Genomic DNA, 15,819 nt, shown 5'->3' with positions numbered 1-15,819 from the left:
CGCATATTATCACAAGGTTACGTTAGGATTACTGTAACCAAAGTGCACCAAAAAGAAACCATACAACCCCATTTTTGAGTCATAAGTACACCTTTATGATTCTTTTTTCATCTGGTAAAGAAACGTCTCCACCTACTTTTGGTAGATAACCAATTTTAAAATTCTACCTAAATGAAAAAAGTGTACTTATCTCTGCTAATAACATTAGGATGTCTTTCCTTTTCTTATTCGCAGGTAACAGTAAAGGGAACGGTAGTTTCCGAAACGGACGGAATGCCCATTCCTTCCGCATCAATTATTGTAAAAGGAAATTCCCAAGTGGGTACTTCCACTGATTTTGATGGCAATTTTACATTGAATCTTTCCGAAGAAAACGGAACGTTAGTAATCTCCTCTTTGGGTTTTGCCACTCAAGAAATACCATATTCCGGAGATGAAACCTTAAACATCGCTATGACCGAAGAGGCCAGTTTTTTAGATGAAGTAGTACTTATAGGCTACGGCTCATCCAGAAAAGGCGATTTAACCACGGCCATTGCCACAGTAAACAACGTGGAGACAATTGCTTCCCGGCCTGTATCCAACGTTACAGAGTTTTTACAGGGTAATGTTGCCGGTGTAACCGTATTGTCTCAAGGAGGAGATCCTACCGCTAGTGGCAACGTTGTTATTAGGGGGCTGGGAACTTTCGCCAATGAAAGTCCGCTTACCGTAGTTGATGGTGTTCCTTACTACGGGCCTGCTATAAACCCTAACGATATAGCATCCGTTTCCGTTCTTAAAGATGCTGCTTCGGCTGCTATTTATGGAGCTCAAGCCGCATCCGGTGTTATCGTTATTCAAACTAAAAAAGGAAAGTCCGGCAAACCTCGTGTAACCGTAGATTATTACGGTGGTATACAAGAAGCTACAAACTTACCTACTCCGTTAACGGCGCAACAGCAATCTCAGGTTTACAATACCGCAGCGGACAACGCCGGAACCCCAAGACAATCTGCTCACGACCCAGAACAAAACCCTTATGGGCAAGTAAACCGTACCAATTGGGTAGACGCTATTTTTAGACCTGCAGGCATCAACAATGCAAATGTTAACATAAGTGGCGCAGGCGATAGCATGAACTACCTAACTTCATTTGGATACACCAAAAGAGACGGTCTTTTAGAAGGAACAAGTTCAGAGCGCTATAACTTTAGAGTGAAGTCAGATTTTGACCTTTCCGATAAAATCAAAATAGGCGAAAACGTATATTTCTCAAAAACCGAAGCCGTAGGAACCAATACGGACAACCCATATTCAGGAACCATAATAAACGCCATTTACATGCCTTCTGCCTCTCCTACCCGTTATGAAGATGGTAGTTTTGCAGGTGTTGCCCCAGAGAACCTTTCCCAATTTGCAGGGGCGTACGGAGATGTGTATAACCCTTTAGCCTTGTTGTTAAGACCAACTACTACAGCTCCTACAAACTTTTTAAATGCCAATGTCTTTTTACAATATGATATTGTAGACGGTCTAACTTTTAAGACTACTTACTCCTATAGTTACACAGATTCCGAATACAAAAGATTTCAGCCCAAAGTACCGGAACTAGGTCGCTCCAACCCTAACAACTATCTTGAGCAAAGTAACGCTACAACCAACCGTTGGGTATGGGACAACCAGTTAAGCTATAAGAAATCATTTGGCGATCACAACCTTGATGTTACCGCTATCTATTCCTCACAGCATACCGACTTTGAAAAACTTACCAGTAAGGGAGAAGGATTTAGCAACGAACAAGCCTTCAACCAATACTTATCCAACGCTTCCATTATACGAAACCCCTCCAGTCAAGTTTATGAAGATGCACTAACATCTGCCATTGGTAGGGTTATGTACAATTTCAAAAACCGGTACTTTATTTCAGGAAGCATCAGAAGGGACCAAACGTCTCGTCTAGCCGCAAACAACCAAGCGGACAATTTTCCATCTGCCACCGTAGGCTGGAGGTTATCGGACGAATCGTTCTTTAATGTTGAAGCTATTAACGATTTAAAATTTAGGGCTTCATGGGGGCAGATAGGAAATATTAATTCCGTAGGCTACTACTCTTTTGATGTTCCGTTGAATACAACCGTAGTAACCATTGGCGAAGATGCCTCTTTTGATGACAAAGGTGCATTTGTGGGCAAGCAATCTAACCCCGATTTAAATTGGGAAGTATCGGAATCTGTTAACTTTGGTCTGGACGCCGCACTTTTCAACAACACGTTAAGCCTTACTTTTGATTATTTTGAAAAAAGCACCAAAGGAATGATTCTTCCTGGTCTTGAAGACCTTAACCAAGGTACGAGCGCTGCAGATGTTAACGGAGGAGAAGTTAAAAACAATGGTTTTGAAATATCCGCAAGTTACTCTAACAAAATAGGAGAGCTAGATTTCACGGTTAATGCCAATACCAGTGTGCTGGACAATGAGTTGGTAAACCTAGACGGTTATAATAAAAGTGGTATAGATTTTATTGCCCATACGGACAATGTTAGAGGGGTTCTTAGACCTTATCGTTCAGAAGTAGGTAGAGCTTTATACTCTGTTTATGTAGTACCTCAACTGGGAGTTTTCCAAAATCAGGCAGAAATTGATGCCCATGTAAAAGATGGCAATTTAATTCAACCTAACGCGCAGCCTGGGGATTTTAAATTTGCGGATAGCAATGATGATGGAAAAATAGACGATAATGATAAGATTTTCTATGATAGTTACCAGCCAGATTTTACCTATAACTTTGGCTTGAACCTAAATTTAAGGAAATTTGACCTAGGCGTGTTGTTCCAAGGGGTTTCTGGTGTTGAAGTGTTTAACGGCTACAAATTTTCCACCTATAACGCATCACTTACCGGATATAACTTAGACAACAGGGTACTAGACGCATGGTCATCTTCAAATACCGGAGCAACAACTCCAAGATTATCTACAAAAGATGACAACCAGAACTTTGGACTAGCTTCTAGCTGGTACCTTGAAGACGCTTCGTACTTAAGAATGAAAAACGTAACCCTTGGGTACACTATTAATGACCGCATTATGAATTCCGTATTGCCTGGTTCATCATTACGTTTTTACATTTCTGCGGAAAACTTATTCACTATTACGGATTACACAGGAATTGACCCCGAGGTTGGTGGCAAAGGATTGGATATTGCCAGATACCCTCTTTCCCGAACAATTACGGCAGGATTGTCTTTATCGCTTTAACAACAAAACATTTAGAAAAATGAAATTCAATAGAATAAAAATAATGAGCTTGGCAATAGGCTTTGCCGGTCTTAACCTAATTACGTGCTCGGACGATTTTACCGAAGTTGACCCTTTGGGAAGCACCTCGTATGCTAACTTTTGGGCCACCGAACAAGATGCTGCGGAAGCGGTTAACAGTATGTACGAATTCATGACGGACCAAGAAATGTTCTCAAGAGGATTCTTCTGGTACATTAATGCTTCGGACGATATGATTACTGGTCGTATTAAAGCTTCCGCCGATAATATCAAGGATTTTAACATCACTGGTGGTGAAGGAGGTTACACCTCTACCTGTTACCCCAAAAGCTACAAGGTAATCCGCCGCGCCAATGATATTATCTTGAACATCCCCAATATGGACATCAGCGAAACGCTAAAAAACCAATATTTGGGAGAAGCCTATTTTATGCGCGCTTTTAGCTATTTCTGGGTAGCCCATACCTATGGAGACAACGGCAACAATGGTGGAGTTCCTATTGTTACGGAAGAAAACATGAACGATGAACCCGGTAGTTATTCCAGACCGGCAAGTGTGGTTGAAAATTACAAACAGATAGAAGCAGATCTAATGAAAGCTTCAGAACTGCTACCGTTGTTCACAGACTATTCATCCGAAAATTATGGCCGCCCGCATAAAGATGCCGCATTGGCGTATATGGCCAAAACCAATCTTTATTGGGCACAATATGACGCCGCTAGATATGCTGAAGTTGTAAAATATGCAGATGCGGTTACCAACAGTGGTTCGGGAAGGGCATTGATTAATACGGGCAATCCATCTCAAGATTTCCGTGAACTGCACAGCAACCTGAACAATTGGACCAGCGAGTACATTTGGTCAGTTAACTCCGGAGTGGATAAAGGTAGTATCCTAACAGGTGTTATGCTTGAAAACAAAGGCTGGGGTAAATACAATGGCTGGGGCTATTACACTCCTTCCGAAGGACTTTATAACGAGTTTGAAGATGGCGATGCCAGAAAAGCGGTTACCGTTCTGAATTTTGGTGATGAATTTACTTTTTTCGGTGAAACCAGAAGGTACCAATCGGAAAACTCCTTATCCGGTTTTCAGTTCAATAAGTACATGTACGAATTCCAGTTCGAAAATCCTATCGGAACTTATTTGAACAGTAATGGAGATGACCCTTCAACAATTTATAATGTTCCTTTAATGCGCTACGCGGAAGTGTTGCTTATGAAGGCCGAAGCACTTATCATGGATGGTAAAAATGGAGATGCCCCATTAAATATGGTTCGGGAAAGAGCAGGTCTTCCAGCTATTGCAAACGCTACCATGGAAGATTTAAAACACGAAAGAAGGGTTGAACTTGCCGGCGAATTTGCTAACAGGCATTTTGACTTAGTTCGTTGGGGCGATGCCGCAGAAGTATATGCGCAACCCATCTACGGCCGTATTTATACAGACCGTTCCAATCCAGACTCACCATATACCTCAGAAATTGTATGGCCTGCAAGAAATTTTGATGCTTCGTACATGAATGTTTGGCCCATACCTAGTACAGTAATTGAATCATCCGGAATCCCCCAAAACAAAGGATGGTAGTAATTAGTTCGTTAGTTTAGTTTTATTTACGAAAGAGTGTCTCTTAACGGGGCACTCTTTTCTTAATTTTAAAGTATGTATAGATTTAAAACAAAGTATTCTCTCCTATTGGCGCTTTTTTGCATTACCTTTCTTAATGCACAACACAGCAGAAAAACCCTAATTCATTCGCACAACGACTATCTACAGAACGTACCGTTTTGGAAAGCATATTCAAACGGTCTTGATATTCTTGAGGCTGATATTTTCCTGAAAAACGGACAACTGAACGTAACCCATACCGAAGCAGAAATTACAAAGGGCAGAACCTTACGGACGCTTTATCTTGACCCTTTAAAATACGCCATTGAGAACAACATTGGCAACCCCACCAACCTTACTTTAATGTTGGATATTAAATCCGATGCCAAGCCTACTTTAAAAAAGATACTGGCCGAACTTAAAAAATATCCTGAAATCATATCAAGACCTGATATAAAGATTGTGATTTCTGGTCATAGGCCCAATGCCAACACCTATGACTCCTACCCCAACTATTTGTATTTTGACCATCAAAAGTTAGAAAGCGACCTTGATACAAGTGATTGGGAAAAAGTAGCTTTTATAAGTGTTGATTTCAAAAATTACTCGGAATGGAATGGCAAGGGCAGGCTTACGCAAGAAGATTACAAATCAGTATCCGAAGCTATAAAAAAGGCCCACAACCTCAGTAAACCGTTTCGTTTTTGGGGCACACCGGATTCAAAAACTGCGTGGAAAGCCTTTTCGGATTTAGGAGTGGATATCATAAATACGGATATGCCCTATAAATGCCCCACATATTTGAACTCCCTTGAAAAACGCACCTATAAAAATATATTAAGCTCAGAAGTTTACCGTCCTACTTATGCTACGGACCAAAAAGACACACTTATTAAAAATGTCATTCTGCTAATTGGTGATGGTAATGGTCTAAACCAGATTTCATCGGCTGTTTTGGCCAATGGAGGTGAACTTACCCTTTCGCAATTAAAGAGTATCGGTTTTCTAAAAACTCAATCTTCAGATGATTTTACTACGGATTCGGCCGCGGCTGGTACTGCCTTGGCCACAGGTGTTAAAACCTACAATAGGGCTATTGGGCTTGACCCGGAAAGGAAACCCGTTGAAAACATGCCGGAATATTTCTCTAAGTATAATTTTGTCTCCGGTATCATAACTACCGATCATGTTACGGGAGCAACGCCCGCATCTTTCTATGCCCATCAAAAAGACCGTTCAGATACAGAATTAATAGCCAGTGACCTTTTAAAAAGCGACTTGTCCCTTTTTGTGGGAGGCGGAGCCAAGGATTTTAAATTCGATTGGAAAAAGACTGAATTCAATATCCTGAACAAAATTGATGAAATAGGGAAGGACCAATCCGAAAAAATAGGTCATTTTCTTTCTGAAAAAGGAGTGCCCGGAGTTTTGGAAGGTCGTGGTAATGCACTAGCCATAGCCACCAAAAATGGTATTGAATTTTTGAACTCTAAGGACAAACCGTTTTTTTTAATGGTTGAAGCCGCCCAAATAGACAGCAACGGGCACTATAACAATGTAGGTGGTATCGTTACCGAAGGAATTGACTTTGACAGAGCCATTACCGAAGCCATTAAGTTTGCGGATACTTCCGGCAACACCTTGGTTATCATTACGGCAGACCATGAAACTTCTGGTTTTAGTATTCCCCAAGGCAACCTAGAAGAAGGTATCATTGAGGGCACTTTTACTACCTATGACCATACGGCCACTATGGTTCCTGTTTTTGCCTATGGCCCCGGCTCACAATTGTTTCAAGGAACGTATGAAAACAACCATTTGTTTGAAAAGATCAAAAGAGCGCTTAACTTAGGGGATAACTAAAAGTAACCGACCCATGAAAAGATTTAAAGCACTCGATGTATTCCGGGGATTGACCGTATGCCTGATGATTATTGTTAATACCCCTGGCGACTGGAGCTCTACCTTTTCACCTCTGTTACATGCCAAGTGGCACGGCTTTACCCCTACCGATTTGGTTTTTCCCTCATTTTTATTTGCCGTAGGTAACGCCTTTGCTTTTGTAAAGACCAAATGGGGAGAAAAGCCTTTCTCCGAAGTATTCAAAAAAATTGCAAAGCGCACTTTACTCATATTTTTGCTCGGGTATACCATGTATTGGATACCCTTTTTCTCTTGGACCGAAACAGGGGAACTAACCCCTGTTCCTTTTAGCGAAACTAGAATTCTAGGTGTGCTGCAGCGTATAGCCCTCTGTTACTTCATTGGTGCCGTGATGATATACTTTTTAACCAATAGGCAGCTGATTATAGCTTCAGTTTTGTTATTACTAAGCTACTGGGGGCTGTTGTCCGCATTTGGCGACTATACCCTTGAAGGAAACTTTGCCAGAACCGTAGACCGTCTTATACTAGGCGACAGCCATCTATATATGGGCAATGGTATACCGTTTGATCCAGAAGGACTTTTAAGCACACTGCCTTCCATTTGTAACGTCTTAGTGGGCTATCTTATAGGAAAATATATTATTCATGGCGGGATGAATTACGAGAAGCTGGCAAAAATGCTATTGATGGGTGCCGGTCTATTGGCGGTTGCTTATCTATGGGATTTAGGTTTCCCGGTAAACAAAAAATTATGGACAAGCTCTTTTGTAACACTCACCGTGGGTCTAGACATTGTAGTGCTATCCGTTCTTATTTACACCATAGACTTTGTAAAAAAGCCCGTTAACTACAATTTCTTTGAAGTATTTGGGAAGAACCCCCTTTTCATTTATCTACTTTCGGAATATGTAGCCATTGGCGCCCTCTTTATCCGGGTTAATGGTGAACAATCTCTTTATAGCTATGTGTACGAAAAAGGTTTTAGTTGGATCGGTCCTTACTTTGGTTCTCTGGCCTTTGCTTTGGTTTTTATGCTCTTTTGCTGGAGTATAGGCTTTTGGTTGGACAAGAAAAAAATCTACATTAAGGTCTAGTTGCCGCTTATTTACGAAGCTTGTAAAATAATACTTGTATTACATGAAAACAGGACATAAAAAAACCCCGCAATAGCGGGGTTTCCTATATAAAGTTGAAATCGTTTTTCTTAGTTGATTCCTACAGTCCATCCAGCAGCCCAATCAGGCTCACCAGCCTTATTACCTGCACCACTTGCATCTCCTTCTGTGTAGAAGTCTGTGTTGGTACCAGCATAGTTAGTAGCACTGAACTCAGCAGCAGGGCTAGCAAATTCAATAGTTGTAATTGAAAGTGCATCCGAATCAATTCTAGCGTTAGCTTCAGTATCCGTATCTTTTACGTTGATACCTAAATCAACACCTTCTGTGTAGAAGTTCTCAACAGTAAAGCTACCACCACCTTCTTTGAAGAAAAGGGCACCTTCACTTACTGGACCTACAACTGTAATATTTTTCAATGTAGTAGTTGTTACGGGAGTAGCGTCTCCGTCATCACCGTTGTTAGAACCTTCAATACCAGCTTTGGCACCATCCTTAATGTACCAGTTAGTACCGTTACCTGTCCATCCATCGGCAAAATCTATTGAATCGTCACCACTTCCTATAGAAACAAGGTTAACACCATCAACAGCTCCACCAAAGAACTCGATACCGTCATCTCCACCCATGTAAGACTGAACGTTTTCAAAAGTAGTACCAGAACCTACACCGAATAAAGAAACACCGTTAAACTCCTTATCGTTAGAGAAAGTAGCACCGGTATACTCAACTCTCAAGTATGTAATGCTACCTGAATTATCTTCAGCGTTTGCACCTCCATAAGTAAGGTCACCTACCTCTGTAGTAACGTCAACACCTTTGTTGGTTGGAGCGTCACCGGCAATAACCAAACCACCCCAGTCTCCTTGGGCAGGATTTTCAGCACCGGATGTCATAACAACAGGAGCAGTAGCTGTACCGTTAATGTTTATTTTTGCACCTCTTTCAACACCTATGAAAGCAGCAGTACCACCTGTTGCAGTAATAGTAGTTCCTGCAGGAATTGTAAGCGAACCACCTTCTTTAACAACGAATCCGCTAGTTAAAAGATACTCTACGTTAGCGTCTAACTCAACATCACCGGAAATTTCACCGGCAAGGTTCAACTGAGAAGCAGCAGCGCTATTGCTCAATCCAATAGTCCAACCAGCAGCCCAGTCAGGAGCAGCAGCACCGTTACCAGCACCTGTAGCCACACCTTCTACGTAGAAGTCAGCATTAGTACCTGCGTAATTAGTAGCAGCAAACTCAGCTGGAGTATCAGCAAATTGAATGTTAGAAATCATTAGATCATCAGCATCAATTCTAGCATTGGCTTCAGTATCAGTATCTTTTACGTTGATACCCAAATCAGCACCACTAACAAAGAAGTTTTCAACAGTAAAGTTACCACCACCTTCTTTGAAGAAAAGGGCACCTTCACTTACTGGACCTACAACTGTAATATTTTTCAATGTAGTAGTTGTTACAGGAGTAGCGTTACCATCATCACCGTTGTTAGAACCTTCAATACCAGCTTTAGCACCTTCGGCAATGTACCAGTTTGTACCGTTACCTGTCCATCCATCGGCAAAATCTATTGAATCGTCACCACTACCTATAGAAACAAGGTTAACACCATCAACAGCTCCACCAAAGAACTCGATACCGTCATCTCCACCCATGTAAGACTGAACGTTTTCAAAAGTAGTACCAGAACCTACACCGAATAAAGAAACACCGTTAAACTCCTTATCGTTAGAGAAAGTAGCACCGGTATACTCAACTCTCAAGTATGTAATACTACCAGAGTTATCCGCAGCGTTTGCACCACCGTAAGTAAGGTCACCTACCTCTGTAGTAACGTCAACACCTTTGTTGGTTGGAGCGTCACCGGCAATAACCAAACCACCCCAGTCTCCTTGGGCAGGACTAGCAGAACCTGAAGTAAGCACTACAGGAGCAGCAGCTGTACCGTTAATGTTTATTTTTGCACCTCTTTCAACACCAATAAAAGCGGCTGTACCACCTGCGGCTTTAATAGTAGTACCTGCAGGGATAGTTAATGTAGCTCCAGACTTAACTATGTAAGCACCTGTAAGGTTATAGGCCGTAGCTGCATCTAATTCTGTATCCTCGGTAATATCGCCTTCTAAGTCTTCAGAAGTTCCAGTTGTAGAACACGGCTCACAAGAACCTCCACAATCAATATCAGTTTCGTCACCGTTCTTTATACCATCACTACAAGTGGGGTCGTTTGTCGGCAAATTGTCATCATCGCTACAAGAAACCACAAAGGTCATTGCAGCTAGACTTAGCATTAAAGAGAAAATTGTTTTTTTCATTTTCTGAAAATTTAAATAGTTAGGTAATTTATTATGGTTAAAACTCGTATTTAGAAGCTGAATGTTAACGTAAGGGATAAATCAGACCCTCTCTTATAAGACAAATCGGTTACAGGACCATCTTCCAAGAATCCAGGAACTGCCGGGTTTACTGTATCCAATTCTCCTTCTGCGTTCTCAGTAACTCTTTCAATAAGTGGGTTCAATAAGTTTTTAGCGCTAATTCCAATTTTAAAGTGTTCGTTCAATTGCATGGACGAAATGAAATCCAACGTTACAAACCCTTTATCCATCAAATGTCCACGTCCCGTACTACCAAGAGCATAAAGTCTTTCTGAAAAATAGTTAGCCGCTATAGTGGCGTTAAGGTCTTTGTTGTTCTTAAGTTCTTTGTAGAAACTAATATCTCCGTTTACAATAATATCCGATGCACCTTGTAGCGGCGCCTCTGTATTGGTAAAAGCTGCTGCCAAACTGGTTTCGTTCGCCACTTTTTCCGATTGTAATTTTTGGTTGGTGTTCAAGTAAGAGATGTTACCACCAAGACTTAATCTTTCTTCAAGAAAATCATCGGCAATCTCAATCTCATTTTCAAATAGGTTTACTCTAGCTTCCAATTCCACACCAAAAGCGGTAGCGCTATCTCCTGTGTTGGCATAACTTAAATCGTTTGCCGCAGAAACCACAAGGAAAGTGTTGATAGGGTTTTCTATATACTTGGCAAATACGCCAAACGAAAGAATCTCGCTTGAAGTAGGGAAAAGCTCCCATCTTAAATCAAAATTGTAGTTGGTAGAGTTCTGCAAATCTGGGTTACCGTAAGAATCCTGGGTAATATCTTCTTGAAACAAGAAAGGTGCTCTTTCTTTAAACTGTGGTAAAGTATAGGTCTTACTTGTTGCAAACCTTAAGTTCTGCTTCTCGTTCAATTCGTATTTCAGGGCCAAAGAAGGCAAAAACTCAAACGTATCCAATTTACTTGAATCCTCACCAAATGTTGTATTCCAATCAATCTCCTGAGTTATTTGTTCTCCTCTTAAACCTGCAAACAAAGTAAGTTTAGGATTGAACTTGTATTCCAAAGTAACGAAAGCCGCATTAATCTGCTGTTCCCCACCAAAGGTCTGTGGATTTAAAGATCCAGGGATAGAAGCCCCACCTCTAAACGTTCCTATTTGATAAAGCCCTGCACTTAACGGGTTTTGATCAAAATATTGATCAATCTGTCTAATATCTACCTCTGGCTGATCATTTGGTCTTAAAAAGCGATAGTTGAACTGTGTTGCATCAAAATCTACCGACTTAAACCTACCGTTATAACCAACAGTTAATTTTCCATCAAAACCTTCGTCTTCATTTTCTTTAAACTTGTAGGTAGCCGAAAGGTTAGCTGCAATTTCCTGCTCATCCAACTCTTGGAAAAAGCGGTGGTTTTCAGAAGCGGCCGAAACCAATGCAAATGATTTAGGACCATCAGGATTGTTGTTCCGTACCGGTAAAACCGTGTTTTGGCGTCTGTCCGGAACTAAGTTTTTTACGTAGTTATAGGCTCCTCCCCAATTCACATCAATATTCTCTGAAAGATTATGCTCTCCCAATAACTGATGTACATATAAAGTGGTTCTTTCAAAAGTGGCACGTTGAATAAATCCACCACCTTCTGGTGCATCATCTTCCCTATCCAAGATTCCGAAAAACTCTTGTTGCTTTTGGCTAGAGTTGTTCAATACCAATAGATTGTACTTAATGTTATTGGCATTATTAATTCTATACCCTACGTTACCCATTAATGTAGTGGCCGTAGAATAATCAAAAGTAGTAAAGTCAAAAGCAGAGTTAGGAAGACCGTTACCAACGTTTGGCTGACCGTTGTTGATACCTTCGTTATAACTATGCTTGTTACTAAAAGACGCTACCCCAAAAATGCTCAACCTAGATTCTTCGCCTATAGTATAGGAGTCACCTCCTTTAAGTGAAAAGCTTGAATTAACCGGAGTACCCACAGCTTCCCTGTCCCAACTGGTATCAAAAGTATCGGAAAACGGATTGTTTGGAATATCCGCGTTATAGAATCCTGAAAAATCAGGACCATCGTTCAAATAAAATTGATCAACACCCAAGGCTTCAGTGTTACCACCAACAGAGGCACTAACATCAAAAAAACCATCACCGTTGTAATTTCTGGAAACAATATTAACGTTTGCTCCACCAAAATCTCCGTAATTGGCTGCATTGTATGTCTTATCTATTCCAATAGATTCTATAATGCTTGAAGTAAAAACACCTAGATCGATGTTCTTTTTTGAAGTGTTGTTAGAAGGTAACGGAAGCCCGTTCAATGTTGTAATATTGAACCTATCTCCCAAACCTCTTACGTAAACGTTTCCGGAACCTTCTTCTTTAGAAATTCCCGTTACTTTAGTAACTGCAGTGGCCGCATCGCTAACACCTTTACGCGCTAATTCCTGGGCACCAATAGAAGTTTCTAGGGTAATCGCTTTTTTCTGGTCAAGTAAAAGTGCCATTTCAGAATCCTTTCTGGAAACCGTGGTTACCACAACTTCACTCAATTCAAATCCGCCCCCAGCACTCATCGGCACATTTATTGTTGTTACTTTTCCAGCTTCAACCACTACATCTGGAATGTCTACAGTTTCATATCCTAAATAACTATAAGATACAACGTAAGTTCCCGGCTCAAGACCTGCTATTTCATAAAGTCCATCAAAATCTGAAGTTGTACCTGTAGTAGTTCCTTTTATCACTACATTAGCGAATGGCAAGGGATCGTCATTCATCTCTTTATCAGTAAGTTTACCGATAATACTCCCAGTGTCTTGGGCGCTTAATTGAATTGAAAAAAGGCAAAGGGCAATAAAGTATATTAGTCTCATTATCTAGTTTTATAACGCCGCAAATAACGCCACGTGAAGTAAAAGTCGAGTTACGTGTATGTTAAACCTTTATTGCAATAAGGTTAGGTTTATGTTACTATATTAAATCAACGTTAAGAGACTTTGGTATGTCGGTATTATATTTACTTTTGACGAATTAACCATCTTTACAGACCTTATGAAAAAGAAAGACATTAAGATATTACTTGTTGATGATGAGCCGGATATACTAGAAATAGTAGGTTATAATCTTACTGCAGAAGGCTATCAGGTCTTTACCGCCAAGAACGGAGTGGAAGGTGTGGCCATGGCAAAGAAAAAACAACCGCATTTAATTATCTTAGATGTAATGATGCCAGAAATGGACGGTATTGAGGCATGCGAAACCATTCGTGCCACTGCCGGACTGGAGAATTCCATCATTACTTTTCTTACCGCCCGTGGCGAAGACTATTCCCAAGTAGCAGGTTTTGATGCCGGTGCGGATGACTATATTACCAAACCAATTAGACCAAAAGTTCTAGTAAGTAAGGTTAAAGCACTTTTAAGAAGGTTAAAGGAAGAAGCGGCCCCACAAGATGATATTGTAACCGTAGGTAACATTATTATAAATAGAGAGGAATACAAAATAATCAACGACGGCGAAGAGATTGTTCTTCCTAGAAAAGAGTTTGAACTTTTGGCCCTACTCACTTCCAAACCTAGTAAAGTTTTCAAAAGAGAAGTTATTCTTGACAGGGTCTGGGGTAACGAGGTTGTTGTTGGTGGGCGTACCATAGACGTTCACATTAGAAAACTTAGAGAAAAAATTGGCGAGGAGCATTTTAAGACCGTAAAAGGGGTTGGCTACAAGTTTGTTCTTTAATTAAGTCTGTCCATTAATTAAGTTATACGTCTTTTTTGTAGTAATTTTGGGCGGTGACTCGTTCCATGATTATATATACCCGTTTTTTGGCACAAACAAAACCGTTTTCTTATGTCCGCTAAGCTAAGAAGGTCATATCGCTTTGCGCTAAGGTCTTCTTTTATGATTTCCGTGGCATTTGTTTCGCTTTTGGCATTGTTCCTACATCTTTTCAATGCTTTTAATTGGACGGCAATCATTATTTCTGCCCTACTACTATTCCCTATTGCCTTCATTGTTTTACAGATACGAATAGAAAGGTTCATTTATCGTCGTATTAAAAAGATTTATGATGATGTTGCCATGCTGGAATCATCATCTATTAGCACAGGCCCCATAACGACCGATATGAAAACCCTAACCGAAGAGATAGGGAAGTTTGCCCAAGACAAGCGTGTAGAAATAGACACCTTAAAAATTAGGGAGGAATACAGAAAAGATTTTCTTGGCAACGTATCGCACGAGCTCAAAACCCCTCTTTTTACCGTTCAAGGTTATATAGAAACGCTCTTGGATGGTGCCATTAACGACAAAAATGTACGCCGTAAATATCTGCAAAGAGCCAATAAAGGCGTAGACCGGCTCATATATATTGTTAAGGATTTAGACCTCATTACCAAATTAGAGGTGGGAGACCTTAATCTTAAAAGAGAACCGTTTGATATTATTGAACTTATACAGAATGTCTTTGACCTCTTAGAAATGAAATCGGCAAAGAAGAAAATCACACTCACTTTTGATATGGAGTATGATGAACCCATAATGGTCTTTGCGGACAAGGAAAAAATACAACAGGTAGTAACCAACTTTTTGGTAAATTCAATTAAATACGGCCATACCAATGGCACTACCGAGGTAAGTGTAGAAAACCTCATCAAAAACAAAGTAATCGTTAGGGTAACCGATAATGGCGAAGGTATTCCCAAACAACATATACCACGCCTATTTGAACGTTTTTACCGCGTAGACAAAAGCGGTAGCCGTACTGAAGGTGGGTCAGGTCTTGGTCTTGCCATAGTAAAACATATTGTAGAGGCACACGGAGAAAAGATATATGTAGAAAGTGAAATAGACGTAGGTTCGGAATTTTCATTTACTTTGGAAAAAGCAAAAACTGATACCGAGACTAAAGTCTTACCTAAAATTTAATTTTACACTATTGGGAAGCAAGAACAAACTTAAGCGGTTTAAAGAGAACGAAACCTTTTCAAATGTAATCCAACCTAACCGGGATGCAGTAAAGCAGGGGTTCGAAAAAAGAGGAAAGTGGAATGATTTTTTTGGAAATGACAACCCAATTGTACTAGAATTAGGGTGCGGCAAAGGAGAATATACCGTAGGGCTGGCCAAACAAGACCCTAGTAAAAATTTCATTGGTATAGATATAAAGGGGGCTCGCCTTTGGAGAGGTGCAAAAACCGCTCTGGAGGACAATCTTAAGAATGTAGCTTTTTTAAGGACACAGATAGAACTTATAGACGAACTTTTTGCCCAAGACGAGGTTTCCGAAATCTGGATAACTTTTCCCGATCCCCAAATAAAATACAAGCGAACAAAACATAGAATGACCAACGAGGCTTTCTTGGCCAAATACAAGAAAATTTTACGCCCAGATGGTCTTATGCACCTAAAAACCGATAGCGAATTTATGCACGGTTATACCTTAGGACTACTACATGGTCTAGGATTGGAAGTGAACTACGCCAACCATGATGTGTACAAAAATGAGGGCAGTCCAAAAGAAGTGTTGGAACTTCAGACTTTCTACGAAAAACAGTATCTTGAAAAAGGTAAGCCCATTACCTATATTCAATTCAAGGTACATTAAG

At 40.5% G+C, this 15,819-nt stretch carries 9 protein-coding genes; 7 read left to right on the top strand and 2 right to left on the bottom strand.

Features of this window, described 5'->3' with window-relative positions; translation table 11 throughout:
* Nucleotides 1-171 precede the first annotated feature (171 nt).
* The 4 genes from H9565_RS03750 (at nt 172) to H9565_RS03735 (ending at nt 7,847) form a co-directional block, all read left to right on the top strand.
* The gene (locus tag H9565_RS03750) at nt 172-3,237 is read left to right on the top strand and encodes a SusC/RagA family TonB-linked outer membrane protein (protein ID WP_215437663.1); all 3,066 of its coding nucleotides are present in this window, start codon (nt 172-174) and stop codon (nt 3,235-3,237) included.
* A 19-nt stretch (nt 3,238-3,256) separates the two neighbouring features.
* Nucleotides 3,257-4,846 carry a RagB/SusD family nutrient uptake outer membrane protein gene (locus H9565_RS03745; protein WP_215437661.1) on the top strand — a complete coding sequence of 530 codons (1,590 nt, stop codon included), beginning with the start codon at nt 3,257-3,259 and terminating at the stop codon, nt 4,844-4,846.
* A gap of 75 nt (nt 4,847-4,921) precedes the next feature.
* Nucleotides 4,922-6,730 (top strand): alkaline phosphatase, encoded by a 1,809-nt coding sequence (locus H9565_RS03740; protein WP_215437659.1) that lies wholly within the window; start codon nt 4,922-4,924, stop codon nt 6,728-6,730.
* A 13-nt stretch (nt 6,731-6,743) separates the two neighbouring features.
* Nucleotides 6,744-7,847: an acyltransferase family protein gene (locus H9565_RS03735; RefSeq protein WP_215437657.1), complete on the top strand. Its 1,104-nt coding sequence runs from the start codon at nt 6,744-6,746 to the stop codon at nt 7,845-7,847.
* 110 nt (nt 7,848-7,957) lie between these two features.
* Here H9565_RS03735 and H9565_RS03730 read toward each other — a convergent pair whose 3' ends face one another.
* Both H9565_RS03730 and H9565_RS03725 read right to left on the bottom strand, forming a co-directional pair.
* The gene (locus H9565_RS03730; RefSeq protein ID WP_215437655.1) at nt 7,958-10,192 is read right to left on the bottom strand and encodes a hypothetical protein; all 2,235 of its coding nucleotides are present in this window, start codon (nt 10,190-10,192) and stop codon (nt 7,958-7,960) included.
* Between the two features lie 50 nt (nt 10,193-10,242).
* The gene (locus H9565_RS03725; protein WP_215437654.1) at nt 10,243-13,086 is read right to left on the bottom strand and encodes a TonB-dependent receptor; all 2,844 of its coding nucleotides are present in this window, start codon (nt 13,084-13,086) and stop codon (nt 10,243-10,245) included.
* A gap of 178 nt (nt 13,087-13,264) precedes the next feature.
* Here H9565_RS03725 and H9565_RS03720 point away from each other — a divergent pair, with 178 nt between their 5' ends.
* The 3 genes from H9565_RS03720 to trmB all read left to right on the top strand — a co-directional run bounded on the left by H9565_RS03720 (nt 13,265) and on the right by trmB (nt 15,818).
* Complete coding sequence (locus tag H9565_RS03720; RefSeq protein WP_215437653.1) at nt 13,265-13,951, top strand: response regulator transcription factor; 687 nt, start codon at nt 13,265-13,267, stop codon at nt 13,949-13,951.
* A gap of 111 nt (nt 13,952-14,062) precedes the next feature.
* Entirely contained in the window at nt 14,063-15,139 is a 1,077-nt protein-coding gene (locus tag H9565_RS03715) for a sensor histidine kinase (protein WP_215437651.1), read from the top strand.
* A gap of 10 nt (nt 15,140-15,149) precedes the next feature.
* On the top strand, nt 15,150-15,818 hold the full coding sequence (gene trmB, locus H9565_RS03710) for a tRNA (guanosine(46)-N7)-methyltransferase TrmB (protein WP_215437649.1): 669 nt from the start codon (nt 15,150-15,152) through the stop codon (nt 15,816-15,818).
* Nucleotide 15,819: the final 1 nt, after the last annotated feature.

It is taken from the genome of Zobellia russellii (assembly GCF_018728565.1).
GTDB classification, from domain to species: Bacteria; Bacteroidota; Bacteroidia; order Flavobacteriales; family Flavobacteriaceae; genus Zobellia; species Zobellia russellii.
This window is presented reverse-complemented; position numbering and strand designations above follow the sequence as displayed.

Bases quoted from the DNA above. Each gene is read 5' to 3' on its own strand.
- H9565_RS03750 (WP_215437663.1), top strand. From the start codon at position 172: ATGAAAAAAGTGTACTTATCTCTGCTAATAACATTAGGATGTCTTTCC.
- H9565_RS03745 (WP_215437661.1), top strand. From the start codon at position 3,257: ATGAAATTCAATAGAATAAAAATAATGAGCTTGGCAATAGGCTTTGCC.
- H9565_RS03740 (WP_215437659.1), top strand. From the start codon at position 4,922: ATGTATAGATTTAAAACAAAGTATTCTCTCCTATTGGCGCTTTTTTGC.
- H9565_RS03735 (WP_215437657.1), top strand. From the start codon at position 6,744: ATGAAAAGATTTAAAGCACTCGATGTATTCCGGGGATTGACCGTATGC.
- H9565_RS03730 (WP_215437655.1), bottom strand. From the start codon at position 10,192: ATGAAAAAAACAATTTTCTCTTTAATGCTAAGTCTAGCTGCAATGACC.
- H9565_RS03725 (WP_215437654.1), bottom strand. From the start codon at position 13,086: ATGAGACTAATATACTTTATTGCCCTTTGCCTTTTTTCAATTCAATTA.
- H9565_RS03720 (WP_215437653.1), top strand. From the start codon at position 13,265: ATGAAAAAGAAAGACATTAAGATATTACTTGTTGATGATGAGCCGGAT.
- H9565_RS03715 (WP_215437651.1), top strand. From the start codon at position 14,063: ATGTCCGCTAAGCTAAGAAGGTCATATCGCTTTGCGCTAAGGTCTTCT.